Source organism: Antarctobacter sp. (assembly GCF_034670325.1).
In the GTDB taxonomy this organism is placed as follows: domain Bacteria; phylum Pseudomonadota; class Alphaproteobacteria; order Rhodobacterales; family Rhodobacteraceae; genus Antarctobacter.
In genome coordinates this window covers 297,406-312,930 of sequence record NZ_JAXMNR010000002.1, presented here as the reverse complement: position 1 = coordinate 312,930, position 15,525 = coordinate 297,406, and the positions used below count along the sequence as shown (strand labels likewise).

The following is a 15,525-nucleotide window of genomic DNA, read 5'->3' as shown; positions in this document are numbered from 1 at the left end:
ATGACCCCATCTGAGCGCGCGTTGCTGGACCTGATCGATCACCCGGTGTTTTGCATCGAACCGGATCTGGCGGGTGTTCCGCGTTATGGCGCAATCAATTTGGTCGCCAGAACGGCTCTTGGTCGGGAAGAACACCAGATCCTTGGCCGCTCGGCGGCGGAACTTTATCCCGGCCCGCTTGGCGAAATTGCCCAAGAACATCACAGAGAGGCGCTGCGCGACGGCAATCAGCGCCGCTATGAGGTCGTGCTGCCCATGCCACAGGGGGAGCGGTGTTTTCGCACGACTCTGACCCCGGAAAAGGATGCCTTGGGCCGTGTAACGCGGCTGATCGGGACGTCGCTCGACATTTCAAGCCAGAACACGATGGTCAGCGTCAGTGCCGATGCGGAAAGGCTGGCCGCCGAGCTTGAGGATTTTGTCTATCTCGCGGCGCATGACCTGCGGGCTCCCATCCGAAATGTCGGCACGATTGCAGAAATCCTGCGCGAAGATTTTGTCGATCATGGCGATGGCAAGCTAGAATTGATCGAAATGCTGGGGGAGATGGCCGATAAGACAAAGGTTCTGATCGGCGATGTGCTGGCCCATGCGCAGGCCACTGCGGCGACCGCCGAATGGGTGCATTTCGACTTTGAGGATCTGGTCTGGCGCATCATGCAAATGCTTGACCCTATGGGTCGGGTCAATTGGAGCGCCCCGCCGATCACCATTGATGGGGACCGCGCAACGACGCAGATCGTGTTGCGAAACCTGATCGACAACGCCTTGAAATACGCCCACCCCGCCGAAAACTGGCAGGATGAAGACTCCGCCCTTGAACTGCGGTTTGACGTGATTTCGACGCAGGAAGGGACATACAGCGTGTTGATCGACGACAATGGCATCGGGTTCAACGACCTGAACCGAGAGGTCAAACCATCATCCAGCGGGGGCTTTGGGCTCATGGCGGTTCGGCGCTTGTTGGGACGGCGCGGCGGGGAGTTGACCGTCGGGAACAAACCCGGCGGCGGCGGCGCACGTCTGGCGTTCATGCTTCCGGGGACATGTATCGGCCTGCACAGAGAGCGGTTGCGCGCCACGGCGTGATCGACGTTTACCACGGATCGAAAGCCTGTTCGTCAGCAATGGCGCGGTTCGGCATTCTTGCCGATCTGCAAAAGCGCTTCGGCCATTTGCCGATTCTGCGTTATCCTGCTGTAGATGAGTATTGATCCCGGTGAATTTTCATGACGTTTCTGGCCCGTTTGACGACCTGTCTTTGCCTTGCTGCACCGACCGCTTTTGCTCAGGATTTGCCGCTTGGTCCAAGATCGGATTTTGGCAAGGTCGTTCTGACCGACACGCAGGCGGCCGGGGGCGATGGGCCGATCACGCTGGAACAGATGATCGGCGGCGCGTTCGATTCCGAACCGGCCTATCTGTACCCGGAGGTGTCCGGCTATCGAAAGCTGGGTCGCGCAGTGGGTCGTCTGAACGTGCTGAGCAGCCTTGGCACCGGCGTTTGCACGGCGTTCATCATTTCCGACACGCATCTGATGACCAATGGCCATTGCTTTGACCACAAGGGAGAGACGATCCAGGCAGTGTCCTTCATCGCCGGATATGTCGAGACCGGCATCAAAGAAGGGACGATGACCTATGCGGTCAATCCGGTCCCGTTGGAACTCAGCGAGTCCGACGATCTGGACTATGCCATTCTCGAAGTGTTCGGCAAACCCTCGCGAGAGTGGGGGGAATTGCCACTGTCTGCCTTTGCCTTTGACGCCGAGGCGCATGTTGGCCTGCCCCTGATCATCATTGGCCACCCGGCCCGGATGGCGCAGCACATCAGCCGCAAGGATTGCCGCGTGGCACAGCGCAATCCGCTGGCAGAGAACCGGCTGCGGCACACTTGCGACACCTTGGGCGGCAATTCAGGCTCGCCTGTCATTGGCGCGGATGACCGCAAGGTGATTGCGCTGCACCATGCCGGTGACGCCAAGAACGGCGTGAACTTCGCGGTGCCGATTGCCTTGATCGCCGAACGCTCTGCCATCGTGGCCAAGCTGCTGGACCGGCCTGCGCCGAAACCGGATACCGTCAACGCCGATCTGGCCGAGCAGATGGCGGCGCTGGCAAAACAGGCAGAGGATGCCCGTGAGGCGCGTGAAACGGCGGCAGCACAACTCGCCGCGTTGGTAGCGCGGCAGGCCGAAGCCACCGAATCTGCCGAACAGGCGCGCAGGGCGATGGATGCTTATCGTCAGGCCTTGGCCGAACAGGACCTTGATGCCCGGATCACGCTTTTGCAGGCGGTGAGCGATGAATTTTCCGGGACCGTGGCTGCGGATCTGGCGGTTGGGTCTATTGGCGATGCGCGCCGCACGCTTGACCAACGCGCAGAGCAGGTCGCGGCAATTGCCGGGGCGAAGGCGGCCGAGGATGAGCGTAAGCGTCTCGCTCAGGAAAAGACCGAACTGCTCAAGGCTTTGGAAGAGGCGCGAGCGCTGGCAAAAGCCAAATCCGACGCATCCGGTTTACGCCATCCTCTTTTGGAGCTGTCTGCCCAATCCGGTCAGGACCGCAACACCCTGCTGACGAAGGTTTGGGCATCGCAAAAATCTAATATCTCAAAGCTTTACATGGCGCGCACCGTGGTCGCCGCGCGTGGTGACGAGGTGGCGATAGAAAGGTTGCTGGACGCGGCAACAGCCCGTCTGCAGAAGACCGCAGACAACGACAACTGACGCGATAGACCCGAAGGATCACTCTTGCGGCGTCATTTCCAGTCGGAGCGTATCCAGCAGGCGCTGTGCCTTTGCCCGGATGTCGGTGTCCGGGTCAGTAGAGGCCAATTCATCAAGTGCATCCACCAGATCGGCGGGATCGGAAGCAAGCAACGCGTCCAGGAGGAGATGAGGTGTTGGGCCCGCCCCCTTGGCCGGCGCGGGCGAGGCGGTCAACAGGCTGCTGGCGGCCAGAACCCGGGACATGCGGATCGCATAGTTGACGCCCGCTTTGGCATCGGCTGATGTGTGAAAACCAACAATCAGACCTGTCGTCGGGTCGAACAATGGGGCCGCCGAGTCGCCACCCAAGGTGTCGCAGCCATGCGCCAAAAAGTCGTTTTTTGTGCGAGTCCCCTCAACGACAATGCACCCTTCCCGAGAGACTTGCTTGGCTTCTCCAAGCGGGTGCCCGATCAACCAAAGCGGTGTTCCCACAGGCACCTCATAGTCGCCCAGTCCGACAGCACCGTACTTGGCCGTCGGGTTGCCATTGACATTGAGAACGGAATAGTTCAGGTCGTTGTTGACCTCCAGCGGGATCGGATCGACCGTGTACCGGTCGACGGAATCGGTAACGTTCTGATCGGTGAACCCGGCAACAAACTGGGCATTTATGGTTTTGTTGTCGCCTCGTCCGGGAACGCAATAGTCCGCGGTCAGAACCCGGTCACCTTCGATTAGAACAGCGGTGCAAAAGCCGGTCGTGCCGTTGTCAAACAGCATGTCGATCCGCCCGACAGCTCGGCCCAAGAGCGCGATGGCCGATTCCGGCGCGTAGTCAGAGATCGGCTCGCGGTTGTTTTCGCCAATGGGTCGGGCCGCTGCGATCAGGGGAAAAAGGGTCACAGTGGCTGTCAGTGCCAAAATGAAACGCATCTGAATTCCTTTCGTCACATCGGATCGATTGGTGTCATCATAGGCGAGGGGTTCGCGCCGGACCAAGCCGAAAGGTCGCCCAAGACCGGCGGGGCACGTCAGTAGGGTAGTTGGTCGAGCCGCTGTTCCGGGTCCGACATCGCGAGAAGACCGACATAGCCACCGTTGACCTGATCCATCATCGCCGACCGGCTGCGGGAACTGCCGCTGGGGACATCGTAGACACAGCTTTCGCCGGTCATGTCGTTGGTGATTACCTCGACACTGTCACCCCAGTTTTCAGTCTTCCAGTTGATAAAGTTCTCGGCCCAGTAGGTGGTTTGCTGCACGGCGCTTGCATCCGCTGCCCATGACTTTTCATTAGCGCAGGCCCGGCGAAAATCACGTTCGGACACCCGGATGCCGCTGCTGCGCAGCGGGCCGACTCCAATGCCCCAGCGACCCGCCTGATCGACGGTCTCGACATACATCATCCGGTCGGGCGGGGTGCGCAGCATGGCCGCCATCAGCGAGGGCTTCAGGTGTTCGCCATCCTCAAACCCTCGGTTCTGCATCAGGTCCTCTATGGTGCGGGCCAAGGTCTCCATCGCCAGTCCATAAGCGCGGGTGACGGTTTCATCGCTGTATTGCCCCCGGTTGACCTGCAATGACGGGGCATGAAATCCCAGCCGCGCGGTCGGGTGCATGACGCGCCATTTATACAGACCGCTTTCGTGGGCAAAGAAACTGCCAGCCATGAAGAGCAACGCACAGGCGCTTTCACAGGTGGCGCGGGCCTCCAGCCTGGTCCCGATACCGTCTTCGCGCAGGACAGCGGCAAGCTTCAGCGCCTCTGAAATCGCGCCCCCCGGGCTGTTGAGACAGATCACCGAAACGCCGTACTGACCTTGACTGCGCCAGCCTTGGATCGAGTTGCGCAAGGTTCGCGCCATGCGATCGCTGTCACCCGATGCAAACTGGCCGGTGATCCGATGTGTGCAGGGGATGGCAGGATCTGCGGCCTGGATGTCGAAAGCGTTATTGGTCAGGCCGATGACCTGAAGATCGGCGGCCTGCACGGGCAAGGCGAGAAACGTAAAAAGGCAAAGGGTAAAACGAAACATGAAATGACCTCCGAAAAATTGGGGTGCATCTGGAGTGTGCCGCGCCGGGGCCGTTGCGTCAAATCCTGCGTGCATCGTGGGCCGTTATCAGTAGGGAAGCTGTACCAACGGGGTTTGAGGCGGCAGGAAGTCCGTCTGGGCAAACTGGCCGTACCCGACGTCGGACAAAAGATAAGTGTTAGATCCTAGGGCCGGGATCGGAAAATCGCAGGTGATGCCGCTGTATTCGTCGAGCACGACCATCACATTCTTGCCAGAGTTTTCGTGTTGCAGAACCGCCGCGTCTGGGTAGGTCGCGCCGATGGCACTGGCATCGGCCCGCCATTTGACGCGATTGATACATCCCTGTTCAAAGGCCGTCATATCCAGCTTGGCGTCCTGTGCCAGTGGTCCGATCCGGATGTTCCAGCGGCCCGCTTGATCGACAGTTTCGATGTAGAACATCCCTTCGGGCGGTGTGACCAGCATCTCTGCCAGCAGCGACGGCGACATATGCTCACCGTCCAGAAAGTCTCGGTTCTGCACAAGGTTGCGCAGGGTGACGGCGATGGTTTCCATGGCAAGGGCGTAAGAGCGTGAAATCTCTTCGCCGCTATACTGTCCGTCTTGCAGGTTCAGGGAAGGGGCGTGAAACCCCAGTCGGGCGGTTGGATGCATGACCCGCCATTTCATCGGCCCGCTCTCAAACGCTTGGAAGCTGCCCGCCATAAACACCAGTGCGCAGGCGCTTTCGCAGACAGAACCGGCCTCCAGCTTGGTGCCAATGGCCTCGCGGCGCAGCGTATCGGCAAGGATCAGCGCCTCGGAAATCAACCCTCCGGGGCTGTTCAGGCAGATGACGGCCTTGCCGTAGTTTCCTTGTGCGCGCCACCTGCCAATCGAGTCGGTCAGCTCCCGCGCCATCGCTGCGCCGTCACCGCGTTCAAACCTACCGGAAATGTGGTGTGAGCAACCGATCGCAGGGTCGGCCGTCTGGATCGCATAGGCATTGTTGGTCAGCCCGGTAATGCGCAGTTCGGCTGCGTTCGCAGGGAGGGTGAAAATACTGAAAAGAACGAAAATCAATCGCAACATCAGGGGACTCCTGTCAAACTTCAGACCAGTTTGATCAGTAGGACAGAGGCCCGTCAAACGATGATCCGGCAGGGGGACAGTTTGATATTCGGGCGGATGCCATGGTTGACGGCGGCACCTGCGCCAACAGAGGGTATGCCATGCGGATCGCCAGCCTGAACGTCCAGAACCTGCGCTTGATGCCCGGGGATACGCTTTTTGGCGCGCGCAACAGGGATGACGAAGAGGACCCGGCACTGGACGCTGCTGACCGTCGGTTGACGGCGCAGGTGCTGGGCCGGGCGAATGCGGATATCGTGGCCCTGCAAGAGGTCTTTGATGAGAACAGTCTGGATGTCTTTCACGACCGGGTGCTGACAAGGGTGACCGCTCCCTATCCGTGGCGACTTTGCCTGCCGGGCAACGATGGCCGCGGGCTGGACGTGGCGGTGATGTCGCGGCGGCCTTGGGATAAGGCGATAAGCCACGCTGACCTGACCTGTGCCGATCTAGGCTTGATCCCGCCCGAGGGGATGGACCCGGCGCAGCCTGTCTTTCGCCGTGACTGCCTTGAACTGCACTTTGACGCGTTGACGCTGTTTGTCGTGCATTTCAAGGCACCGACACCGGACGCGGCAAAGGCATGGGCCGTGCGGCGGCTGGAGGCGCAGGCCGTCGCTCATCTGGCGGCAGGGGCGGGGCCATTGTGGCTGGTGGCGGGGGACTTGAATGAACCCCTTGGGGACAAGCGCGCGGTGGCCCCGTTGGAGGCATTGGGAGAAAACCTGATGCAGCGCCTGCCAGAGGCGGATCGTTGGACCTATTTCCACCCCACCACCCAACGATGCGATACACCTGACGGCTTGATCGCCTCACATGCGCTGGCGGAAAGGCTGACGGATCGTCGCCCCGAGGTAGTGCGTGTCGGGCTGGGTCTAGAGAGTGACCTGTTGTCCGCCTCGCGCCTGTCCGGCGTCGGCGTCCATCGTCCACATGCAAGCGATCATGCCGCGGTGGTGATGGATTTGGAGGGGTTATGAAGTGGTGTCCACGCGTGGACAGGTTAGGGGGTATGCAAGATCAAAGGGTTACGGGGACGTTTTCACATTCCGGTAACGGATAGGCCCTAAGGAAGTTCCGGTTTGGGGGGTGGCACGCGCAGAGTCTGGACCTCTTCGCCGGGGCATCCGTTCGGGAGTTCGAGGCAGTCGCATTTATGCGCAATCGGCGCGGCAGCTTGGAGCCCGAGTTCCGTCAAAACCCTGGCCTCGTGTGCTCGGCACTGGGCCAGTGTAAGATCCGCCAGTCCGCCAAGAGTCGGAATCTTGGCGCAGGCGTTACGGATCATCGAGCTCTCCACCTCCGGAAGGTTAGCGAGACGCCGCAGTTCTTCCATTTCAAGGGCTGTCTGGCAGGCATCGTGAATCTCCAGTGCGGTTACGCTGACGATAGTCAATGCGCCGACAACAGGCACGCTTTCGAGGGGCATTGACGCAATATTTCGGGTGGCATTCACACCAGAGCGTTGAACGATCCTAGCTGATACCGTGTCGATCTTGTCGAGCGCTGTTGTGGGAAGTCGGGGCTCCTTGCGCAGTGTGGTGAGGTCTGTTGACGTTTCCAAAAGCGCGTTGGAGGTTTTCTGTAACTTCGTCCTGGCGGTGTCGAGGCTCGCTTTCGACTTGGCTAGTTCAAGCCCGAGTTTGCCCGCCTTGCGTTCTTGCGCATCCAGACTGGTCTGCAACTGGGCTATGCGCGCTTTGCTCTTTTTGCCGTCCAGTTCCAGTTGTTCGGAGCGCGTTCGTTCGGCCTGCAATTGGCTCCGCAAGTCATCAGAGCGCGATTTGGTTGCCTGTCTTTCCGCTTCCAGTTTTTCTGCACGTCGCGTGGCGTTCCTTTCGCTTTCACGTGCCTCCGCCAATTCCGAAACTGCCGAAACGGCAGGTTGGATCGCAAGTCGTTGCGCTGCGGCGAGCATCAGGTTGGCGAGTGGTGCAAAGGCAAGGGTGAGAAGGTTGAAACCAAGAGCGCAGACCACGACCCACAATATGGCCGCAGTTTTGGTAAGCCTGAAAAGACCCTTCAGTCCTGTGAGCATTTTTCGTGCAGGCTCCAGTAAGTCTCGTCCTTGGTCAGTGCACCGTTGAAGGCATGGCCCGTCAGGGCGCTTGTTCCGGTTTTGGAGGAATGACAGGGGGCATCGGAATGTGCCAGCAAGAGCGCAAAGACATCTGGATTGGTCGTGTAGTAGGCCACCGTAATCAGGGGGGTCACGTTGTCATCCCTTTTGGCGTCGACATCCGCGCCAGCGGCGATCAATCGCTGTGCGATGGCCAGTTCGTTGGTCTTGTTTTGGGGGACCACGTGCAGCGCGGTGTTTCCATCAAAGTCGGTTTCACCAATTGCGGCGCCTGCCTTCAGGAGAACCTCGATTTCCGGAAGGTCCGCGCGCTCTGTCGCGCGATGCAGCGGTTCGCGCCCCTTGCTGTCATCAGCATCCGGATCAGCCCCCCCAGCAAGCAAGGCCGCGAGGATCGGTGCCGAATTCGGACGGTCGGAAGCCAAATGCAGGGCGGTATCGGCGCAGGTTCCAGTGTAACAGGTGTCAGGCGGGATCCGTTTGTCTACCTCGCTGCCCCATACCAGAAGGTAGGAAACCACGGCGCTGTACGAAGAGTCCCGTGCAGCATGGTGTAATGGGGTCAGGCCCTCGACCGTGGTCAGAGAAACATCCGCACCAAGTTGCAGCAAAGCGAGAACGGTCTCTGGGCGTGCGGTACTGGCGGCAAGATGAAGCGGAGTTTCCCCAGTCTCTGTCCGTTCTGTCAGGCCGCGGTCCGATGCCAGGCAAGTTTGCACATCCTGCACTTGTGCTGTTTCCCAAAATCCGGGTGTGAGCCAAACGGGGCAATCTGCGGCGACGGCCAAGGATGCAAAGGAAACACCGACGAAAAAAGAAGATAGAAACAGGTGCTTGTAGCGCATGAAAGAACTTTCGAAAAACCAGGCGGGGGCAAGCACCAAGGTGAGGGAGGAGCGCAAGTCATGTCAATGGCCGGGACAGAAAAGAGGCGCGCCTTTGTGCGGCGCGCCTCTGGTCAAAAAGTGCTTTAGGGGTCAGGCCCGCCGACGACGCCCGCCCGTACGGCCTGCACGTCCGCGGCCCTCATGCCCGGCCTTTGGGGCCTGACGGTTGAACTCGATCCATGCAGCCCCGCCGTCGTCCTGATTCATCAGGAAATTGGCGGCGCGGATCGCCTCCATCTCTTTGCCCGGACGGGCTTTGGTGGACCCCATGCCAAAGAGCGTGACAAAGGTCTCATCGTCGATGTCTTCGGGCAGGATGATGCCAGCGGCGGCAATCTCGGCCTTTTTCTCGGCGATCTTGGCAGCATTCACGGGCAGGGCGACCGGGTTCATGATCGCCGATGTCATGCCTGCGCCCATCGCCATCGGCAGAAAGGCGTTGTTGATGCCGTGCCGGTTGGGCAGGCCAAAGCTGATGTTCGACGCACCGCAGGTTGTGTTCACGCCCAGTTCATCCCGCAACCGGCGGACAAGAGTAAAGACCTGATGCCCGGCCGTGGCCATCGCGCCAATCGGCATGACCAGCGGATCAACCACGATGTCATGCGCCGGGATGCCGAAATCCGCCGCGCGCTCGACGATCTTTTTCGCCACGGCAAAGCGGACCTCGGGGTCTTCGGAAATGCCGGTGTCGTCGTTCGAGATCGCCACCACGGGCACGTTGTATTTCTTGACCAGCGGCAGCACCAGTTCCAGCCGCTCTTCCTCACCTGTGACAGAGTTCAAGAGCGGGCGGCCCTCGGCGGCGGCAAGGCCGTTTTCCAACGCGCCGGGCACCGAACTGTCGATGCACAGCGGGGTATCGACGACCTTTTGCACAACCTCGACCAGCTGTTTCATTAGCGTCGGCTCGACAAAGTTGTTGTCGGCGTAGCGCGGGTCCTCGGCCATCTTGTTGGAAAAGACAGCGCCCGAGTTGATGTCCAGAATGCTGGCCCCGGCGGCGGCCTGGGCGATGGCATCTGCCTCGACCCGGCTGAAATCACCGCGTTCCAGTTCTTCGTTCAGGATCTTGCGCCCCGTGGGGTTGATCCGCTCACCGATCACGCAGAAAGGCTCGTCAAAGCCGATCACGGCGGTTTTGGTTTTCGACTCGACGATGGTGCGGGTCATAACACGTCTTCTCCTGTCAGGCGGTCAAGCGCGAGCTCAAGCGCGGGGTCGTTGAAATCCTGAATAGTGATCTGCGCGCCGTGGCGGCGCAGGTCGGCGTCGGACAGGCCAGACCGCAGGCCGACCGTATGAACGCCAGAGGCCGCAGCGGCGCGCATCCCCGAGGCACTGTCTTCAAAGGCGATGGCGTGCTGCGCGGGCACGTTCAGCGCACGCAGGGCCGCCAGATAAGGCTCTGGATCGGGTTTGCCGCGGGCGCATTCCTCACCGATGATGATGGCCTCGAACGCGTCGGACAGGCCGATGGCACCTAGCATGGCCTCGGCGTTGTTGCGGTTGGCGTTGGTGACAACGGCAACCGCCCAGCCCGCGTTCTTGGCGCGTGCAACAAGGCTTTCCGCTCCGGGCATGGCCGGATAGGGGCGCGGCAGACGCTCTCGAAAAAGCGCCTCCTTGTGGTCGGACAAGCCTTGCGGGTCCTCCAGATCGGGCAGGAACTCGGCAAAGAAGTCCACGTTCAGCCGTCCGTGCACATGCGCCATGTAGAAGGGTTCCGAGATGTCGATGCCGTAGGGCTTCATCAGGTCGGCAAACACCTCCCGATGGATGTCATCGGTCATCAGCATGGTGCCGTCCAGATCGAACAGCAAAGCGGGTCTGGTCATCCTGTCAGCCGTGCGCCGCTGCGGGACGGGCAGCCTCGCCGCCATTGGCGATGGCCCATTCGGCGTTGGATTTGATGCCGCCCAGTGGGAAGAAATGCACCTGCTCGATGTTGAAGTCCGGGTTTGCTGCCTTGTGCGCGGCAAGCTGTTCCAGCACCTCGGTCGGTTCATAGGGCAGCAGCAGTTTCGACACGTCCATCGCGCGTTTCTGCAAGACCTTGAGCGACGGGCCGACCCCGCAGGCAATAGCGAACTTGATCAACGTTTGCAGTTTGGCGGGACCGGCGATGCCGATATGCACAGGCAGGTGAATGCCCTCGGCGGTCAGGCGGTTGGCCCATTGGATAATTGGACCGGCGTCAAAAGCGAACTGCGTGGCGAGCGCCATCTGCGCGTCAGTGCGCTCGGAAAACGCCTGCTTCCAGCGCAAGGCCTCCATGACTATTGCATCGCCGCCGTTCACGTCGATATCACGGTTGCCCTCGGGATGGCCGGCGACGTGCAGGCGGGTGAACCCGGCCTTGTCGAACAGACCCGTTTCCATCAGCTGCATGGAACTGTCGAAATCACCGTGCGGCGTTGTCACACCTCCGGCCAAAAGCAGCGCCTGATCGACACCAGCCTCGCCCTGATACATCGCGATCCAGTTTTCCAGAGTCGCGGCGTCCTTGATGATGCGCGCGGGGAAATGCGGCATGACCTTGTAGCCGTCCGCCGACAGGCGCTTGGCCGTGCTGACCATTTCCTCGATCGGGGTGCCCTCGATATGGGCGATGTAGACGCGGGTGCCTTCGGGCAGCAGAGCCCGGAAATCCTCGACCTTGGCGGCGGTGCGCGGCATCACCTCAATCGAATACCCGGCCATAAAAGCCTCAAGATCGGGGTTCCCGGTGCGCGGAGCCGCGTCGCGTTTGCGGAAATTCAACAGGGCCATCAACGTCTCCTTCAGGGTCATTTCGCGGGTGGGCCTCAGGCCCAGCCGTCGTTGGCGATCAGCGCCTTGATGCGCTCGTTGTCGAATTCGGCGTCCAGCCGGGCGGCGGCGGCGTTCGCGGCCTCTTGCAGGTCGCCCTCGACCGTGCCCGAGGCGACCTTGTGCCATTCCGCAAGATAGGCGTCGGTTTCGGCAGCGCCAGTTTTCATGGCGGCGCGGTCGATCGCCTGTTCAAACCGTTCAGGCAGTTGGACCTTTGCGCCGCGACGGCCCTTGCCCACAATGACCTGGGCGGGAATGTCGCGCCAGTAGACGATGGTCAGCTCTGCCATGGGTCCGATTCCCTGTGTTTCTTCGAGACTCTTTACGCGCGGTGTGACGCAATGACGGGTCGGTTTTCGACTTGTCCCGCGTCATGCGCGACAGCTTATGCGTTCGGCGCGCGGGTTCCAACCGCTGCCGGGACCAGAAGTTCTCAGCATAGAGATGAGGAATATTAACATTTCTGGCCCAAACCTGCGAAGGCGTGCCGATCTTGCAGTCTGGCACCGCTTGCGTGGGAGGGTGCCTTGGTCATTGCGGTGGACGCATGGAAACTGGCCTATGTCGCCCTGCCAAAGGCCGCGTGCTCATCGGTGAAACAAGCGCTGGCAACCCTTGATCCTTTGGTTCACGTCCCGAAACAACCAGATGTCGGGGTTTGGCACCGCACCTATCCAACCAGTCGGTACAGTCGGGCGTTGTGGTCGCAGTACCATAACTATTTTCGGTTCTGCGTTGTGCGTGATCCGGCCCGCCGGTTGATGTCCTGCTATTCGGATATCGTCATCAAACGCCGGGCCCTCAGGGACAGTCCTCGGGTGCGCGCGGCCAAGGGGCTGCCGCTGATGCCTGACCCGGATACGTTTTTCATGCGGCTGGCGCGTTACCGTCGCAAGTCCTCGATCGTCAAACATCACGTTCTGGGGGCGTCGATCTTTCTGGGGCCAAATTTGTCAGAGGACTACGACCGGGTGTATCGCACCTGCCAGTTGGACGAATTGGCCGATGAACTGACCCGCCGCACTGGCGATTTGGTCGTGATGCCCCATGCCAATCCATCGGGCGGGGAACTGTCGCTTTGGGACCTCAACGGGCGCACCATCGACCGATTGCGTCCGATTTTGGAACCTGAGTATCGGTATCTGAGCGACCACTTTGTGAACCCGCTGGGACCCCGAATACATGATGCTTGCGCGTTGCCGGAACGGCGCGTATCGTGATCCCAACTTCATCTCGGAAAGGCGCGATACCATGGCGCCTAAGCGTCCCAAGGCTGCGGGCGCTTTCCCGAAACCGGTCGAGAGCCCCGCGCCGTCACGACCCGATCCCAACGCGCTGTATGCTGCGCTGGATTTGGGGACAAACAGTTGCCGCATGCTGATTGCCCAGCCAAAGGGTAGCCAGTTTCATGTGGTCGACAGCTTCTCGAAGTCAGTCCAGCTTGGGCATGGCCTTGAAAAGTCTGGCCGTCTCAGCCGGTCGTCCATGGGGCGAACCGTGTCGGCGCTGCACGTCTGCCGTCAAAAAATCGAACGCCACAAGGTGACGCGTATGCGTCTTGTCGCGACTGAGGCCTGTCGCCGCGCGCGCAACGCCCGGGATTTCATTCATCATGTCAGCCGCGAAACCGGCCTGAAGCTTGAGATCATCCAGCCTGAGGAAGAGGCGCGTCTGGCGGTGATCTCCTGTGCGCCGCTGGTCTCGACCAAGACCGAACAGCTGTTGGTGGTGGATATCGGCGGTGGGTCGACAGAACTGGTCTGGATCGACCTTAGCAAGGTGGCTCCGCGCGAAAGACCGCGGGCGATCATGCGGTTGCACGCCGGGTTTCACCCTCCCGACAGCCCGTTCCCGTCGGCCAAGGTGGTGGACTGGATCAGCGTTCCGTTGGGCGTCGCGACCCTGCGTGATCAGTTCTCCGATGTCCACGATGACGCCGCGCGCTACGCCCTCATGAGCTGGTATTTTGAAGAAAACCTCGCCGAATTTGCCCCTTATCAGGACGAGCAGGCGCGCGAAGGTTTCCAGATCGTCGGAACGTCGGGCACGGTGACAACCGTCGCCGCCTCGCACCTTGGCCTGCGCCGGTATGACCGGACCAAGGTGGACGGGCTGCGCATGTCGTCGGACCAGATCAATACAGTGATCAACCGCTATCTGGAGCTGGGTCCCGCGGGGCGTCGCCGCGATCCGCGTATCGGACCGGACCGCCACGCGCTGATCATGTCGGGATCGGCGATCTTGCAGGCGCTCTTGCGGCTTTGGCCGACGGATCGGCTGTCGGTCGCGGACCGGGGTCTGCGCGAAGGGTTGCTTTATGCGCAGATGTCGGCGGATGGTGTTCTGGAGGACGGGCCGCTCTGACGACCCGCCCCTCCGGTTCAGGCCGTTGAGCGTTTCAACTCGGCAAAGCCGCCAAAGACCATGCGCTTGCCGTCAAACGGCATCTCCATCGGGCTGTCATCCGACATCATCTTGGCCCAGCCCGCATCGCGCGCTTCTTTCGATGGCCAGACGATGTAGCCGGACGCGACGCTTTCACCCTCTTCCAGTTTGACCGCCAGCGGAAGCGATGTCAGCTTGCCGTCCGGCACATCATCCGCCCAGAGATCGACAACCTCGCTGGCGCCAAGGCCGAGGAACATCTTGTGCATCGGGTCAAGAAAGGCCTCATAGTCGGCGCGTTTGGCATCGGCGACGGGTGCAAGAAACAGGTCATAATATGGCATCGGTCCCTCCAGGATCATCCTATGTCAAAGGGTGCGGGGCGCGGCTGAAATATGCAACGGGAATGTCGCGCGGCCTAATCCGGGTTACGGTCGGATCGACTTTGGCGTATGGCGGTAAGATCAAGAAAAGGCACCTGTGGCATGGCGAAGAAACCCACAAAGACACCCACCGGCAAGAACACCTCCGGGCGCGGGCAGCGCGATCTCAAGGTCAAGGTCAAGACCGCGCGCGGGCGCAAGCTGTCCTCGACGCTCTGGTTACAACGGCAGTTGAACGATCCCTACGTCAAGCGGGCGAAGGAAGAGGGCTATCGCGGGCGCGCGGCCTTCAAGATACTTGAGACCGATGACAAGTACCGCTTTCTCGTGCCCGGCGCGCGGGTTGTCGATCTGGGCTGTGCGCCGGGGGGATGGTGTCAGGTGGCGGTGCCACGCGTGAACGCGCTTGGCGAAAAGCCCGGCAAGGCAAAGGGCTTTGTCCTTGGGATCGATCTACAGGTGGTGGATCAGATCCCCGGTGCCGAACTGCATGTGCTGGATTTCATGGAGGATGGCGCCGACGATAAGGTCAAGGAATGGCTGGGCGGCAAGGCCGATGTGGTCATGTCGGACATGGCGGCGGCGTCATCGGGCCACAAACAGACGGATCACCTGCGCATCATCGCGCTGTGCGAGGCGGCGGCCCATCTGGCATTTGATGTGCTCGAAGAGGGCGGGACCTTTGTTGCCAAGGTGCTGCAAGGCGGGGCCGAAGGCACGCTTCAGGCCGAACTGAAACGGCGCTTTGAAAAGGTATCAAACTTTAAACCGGGTGCGAGCCGCGCCGATTCAAGCGAAAAATTCGTTGTCGCCACGGGGTTTCGCGGCTGAGAGAGGCGATGGCCGTGGTTTGCAGGCGGGCGATGTCGCCCGCGCTGAGCGGCGCATTCGTCAGGCCCGATGGGCGCGGGTCCTCAGAGGGCAGGGCCTCTTGCCGATAAAGATCGAACAGCCGCGCGTGCCGCGACTTGCGCAGCGGCGCAGGGTCCGGATTAGAGTCTCTCATGGTGGCCTTTCGACTGGCAGCGGCCGAGATCGGGCAGAGGGTCCGATCGTGACGACGATTTTGCTGTGTTTGGCACGCCAAAACAAGGGGAAGCGGCGCATTTGAGG

16 protein-coding genes are annotated in these 15,525 nt (G+C 60.8%); 6 read left to right on the top strand and 10 right to left on the bottom strand.

Annotated features, from left to right (window positions below):
- Both VOI21_RS06650 and VOI21_RS06645 read left to right on the top strand, forming a co-directional pair.
- Window positions 1-1,089 carry a PAS domain-containing sensor histidine kinase gene (locus tag VOI21_RS06650; RefSeq protein WP_323768979.1) on the top strand — a complete coding sequence of 363 codons (1,089 nt, stop codon included), beginning with the start codon at window positions 1-3 and terminating at the stop codon, window positions 1,087-1,089.
- A 140-nt stretch (window positions 1,090-1,229) separates the two neighbouring features.
- Window positions 1,230-2,729 carry a trypsin-like serine peptidase gene (locus tag VOI21_RS06645; protein ID WP_323768977.1) on the top strand — a complete coding sequence of 500 codons (1,500 nt, stop codon included), beginning with the start codon at window positions 1,230-1,232 and terminating at the stop codon, window positions 2,727-2,729.
- A gap of 18 nt (window positions 2,730-2,747) precedes the next feature.
- Here the strand turns inward: VOI21_RS06645 and VOI21_RS06640 are convergent, their stop codons facing one another.
- The 3 genes from VOI21_RS06640 to VOI21_RS06630 all read right to left on the bottom strand — a co-directional run bounded on the left by VOI21_RS06640 (window position 2,748) and on the right by VOI21_RS06630 (window position 5,824).
- On the bottom strand, window positions 2,748-3,713 hold the full coding sequence (locus VOI21_RS06640) for a trypsin-like serine peptidase (RefSeq protein ID WP_323768975.1): 966 nt from the start codon (window positions 3,711-3,713) through the stop codon (window positions 2,748-2,750).
- Between the two features lie 32 nt (window positions 3,714-3,745).
- Complete coding sequence (locus VOI21_RS06635) at window positions 3,746-4,750, bottom strand: hypothetical protein (protein WP_323768973.1); 1,005 nt, start codon at window positions 4,748-4,750, stop codon at window positions 3,746-3,748.
- A gap of 87 nt (window positions 4,751-4,837) precedes the next feature.
- Complete coding sequence (locus VOI21_RS06630) at window positions 4,838-5,824, bottom strand: hypothetical protein (RefSeq protein WP_323768971.1); 987 nt, start codon at window positions 5,822-5,824, stop codon at window positions 4,838-4,840.
- Between the two features lie 140 nt (window positions 5,825-5,964).
- Here VOI21_RS06630 and VOI21_RS06625 point away from each other — a divergent pair, with 140 nt between their 5' ends.
- Window positions 5,965-6,843 carry an endonuclease/exonuclease/phosphatase family protein gene (locus tag VOI21_RS06625; RefSeq protein WP_323768969.1) on the top strand — a complete coding sequence of 293 codons (879 nt, stop codon included), beginning with the start codon at window positions 5,965-5,967 and terminating at the stop codon, window positions 6,841-6,843.
- 86 nt (window positions 6,844-6,929) lie between these two features.
- On the opposite strand, the gene VOI21_RS06620 is transcribed toward VOI21_RS06625, so the two are convergent.
- The 6 genes from VOI21_RS06620 to VOI21_RS06595 form a co-directional block, all read right to left on the bottom strand.
- Entirely contained in the window at window positions 6,930-7,901 is a 972-nt protein-coding gene (locus VOI21_RS06620) for a hypothetical protein (protein ID WP_323768967.1), read from the bottom strand.
- Window positions 7,886-8,788 (bottom strand): ankyrin repeat domain-containing protein, encoded by a 903-nt coding sequence (locus VOI21_RS06615; protein ID WP_323768965.1) that lies wholly within the window; start codon window positions 8,786-8,788, stop codon window positions 7,886-7,888. The genes VOI21_RS06620 and VOI21_RS06615 overlap by 16 nt, the downstream gene beginning before the upstream one ends.
- 132 nt (window positions 8,789-8,920) lie before the next feature.
- Entirely contained in the window at window positions 8,921-10,003 is a 1,083-nt protein-coding gene (locus tag VOI21_RS06610; protein ID WP_323768963.1) for a dihydropteroate synthase, read from the bottom strand.
- Window positions 10,000-10,668, bottom strand: a complete 669-nt coding sequence (locus VOI21_RS06605) for an HAD-IA family hydrolase (RefSeq protein ID WP_323768961.1) — start codon at window positions 10,666-10,668, stop codon at window positions 10,000-10,002. The genes VOI21_RS06610 and VOI21_RS06605 overlap by 4 nt, the downstream gene beginning before the upstream one ends.
- A 4-nt stretch (window positions 10,669-10,672) precedes the next feature.
- A complete protein-coding gene (locus VOI21_RS06600; protein ID WP_323768959.1) occupies window positions 10,673-11,602 on the bottom strand; it encodes a methylenetetrahydrofolate reductase in 930 nt (309 codons plus the stop codon).
- A 35-nt stretch (window positions 11,603-11,637) separates the two neighbouring features.
- Window positions 11,638-11,934: a virulence factor gene (locus VOI21_RS06595; RefSeq protein WP_323768957.1), complete on the bottom strand. Its 297-nt coding sequence runs from the start codon at window positions 11,932-11,934 to the stop codon at window positions 11,638-11,640.
- Between the two features lie 237 nt (window positions 11,935-12,171).
- Between VOI21_RS06595 and VOI21_RS06590 the strand changes: the two genes are divergently transcribed.
- A complete protein-coding gene (locus VOI21_RS06590; protein ID WP_323768955.1) occupies window positions 12,172-12,864 on the top strand; it encodes a sulfotransferase family 2 domain-containing protein in 693 nt (230 codons plus the stop codon).
- Window positions 12,865-12,895: 31 nt separating this feature from the next.
- Window positions 12,896-14,008, top strand: a complete 1,113-nt coding sequence (locus tag VOI21_RS06585; protein ID WP_323768953.1) for a Ppx/GppA phosphatase family protein — start codon at window positions 12,896-12,898, stop codon at window positions 14,006-14,008.
- Between the two features lie 17 nt (window positions 14,009-14,025).
- Here VOI21_RS06585 and VOI21_RS06580 read toward each other — a convergent pair whose 3' ends face one another.
- Window positions 14,026-14,373 carry a DUF1428 domain-containing protein gene (locus tag VOI21_RS06580; RefSeq protein ID WP_323768951.1) on the bottom strand — a complete coding sequence of 116 codons (348 nt, stop codon included), beginning with the start codon at window positions 14,371-14,373 and terminating at the stop codon, window positions 14,026-14,028.
- Window positions 14,374-14,514: 141 nt separating this feature from the next.
- Here VOI21_RS06580 and VOI21_RS06575 point away from each other — a divergent pair, with 141 nt between their 5' ends.
- Window positions 14,515-15,243: an RlmE family RNA methyltransferase gene (locus VOI21_RS06575; RefSeq protein WP_323768949.1), complete on the top strand. Its 729-nt coding sequence runs from the start codon at window positions 14,515-14,517 to the stop codon at window positions 15,241-15,243.
- Window positions 15,244-15,525: the final 282 nt, after the last annotated feature.

What these genes read in the sequence shown, in the direction of transcription:
- VOI21_RS06650 (WP_323768979.1), top strand. Translation starts at nt 1, where the DNA reads ATGACCCCATCTGAGCGCGCGTTGCTGGACCTGATCGATCACCCGGTG.
- VOI21_RS06645 (WP_323768977.1), top strand. Translation starts at nt 1,230, where the DNA reads ATGACGTTTCTGGCCCGTTTGACGACCTGTCTTTGCCTTGCTGCACCG.
- VOI21_RS06635 (WP_323768973.1), bottom strand. Translation starts at nt 4,750, where the DNA reads ATGTTTCGTTTTACCCTTTGCCTTTTTACGTTTCTCGCCTTGCCCGTG.
- VOI21_RS06630 (WP_323768971.1), bottom strand. Translation starts at nt 5,824, where the DNA reads ATGTTGCGATTGATTTTCGTTCTTTTCAGTATTTTCACCCTCCCTGCG.
- VOI21_RS06625 (WP_323768969.1), top strand. Translation starts at nt 5,965, where the DNA reads ATGCGGATCGCCAGCCTGAACGTCCAGAACCTGCGCTTGATGCCCGGG.
- VOI21_RS06620 (WP_323768967.1), bottom strand. Translation starts at nt 7,901, where the DNA reads ATGCTCACAGGACTGAAGGGTCTTTTCAGGCTTACCAAAACTGCGGCC.
- VOI21_RS06615 (WP_323768965.1), bottom strand. Translation starts at nt 8,788, where the DNA reads ATGCGCTACAAGCACCTGTTTCTATCTTCTTTTTTCGTCGGTGTTTCC.
- VOI21_RS06610 (WP_323768963.1), bottom strand. Translation starts at nt 10,003, where the DNA reads ATGACCCGCACCATCGTCGAGTCGAAAACCAAAACCGCCGTGATCGGC.
- VOI21_RS06605 (WP_323768961.1), bottom strand. Translation starts at nt 10,668, where the DNA reads ATGACCAGACCCGCTTTGCTGTTCGATCTGGACGGCACCATGCTGATG.
- VOI21_RS06600 (WP_323768959.1), bottom strand. Translation starts at nt 11,602, where the DNA reads ATGGCCCTGTTGAATTTCCGCAAACGCGACGCGGCTCCGCGCACCGGG.
- VOI21_RS06595 (WP_323768957.1), bottom strand. Translation starts at nt 11,934, where the DNA reads ATGGCAGAGCTGACCATCGTCTACTGGCGCGACATTCCCGCCCAGGTC.
- VOI21_RS06585 (WP_323768953.1), top strand. Translation starts at nt 12,896, where the DNA reads ATGGCGCCTAAGCGTCCCAAGGCTGCGGGCGCTTTCCCGAAACCGGTC.
- VOI21_RS06580 (WP_323768951.1), bottom strand. Translation starts at nt 14,373, where the DNA reads ATGCCATATTATGACCTGTTTCTTGCACCCGTCGCCGATGCCAAACGC.
- VOI21_RS06575 (WP_323768949.1), top strand. Translation starts at nt 14,515, where the DNA reads ATGGCGAAGAAACCCACAAAGACACCCACCGGCAAGAACACCTCCGGG.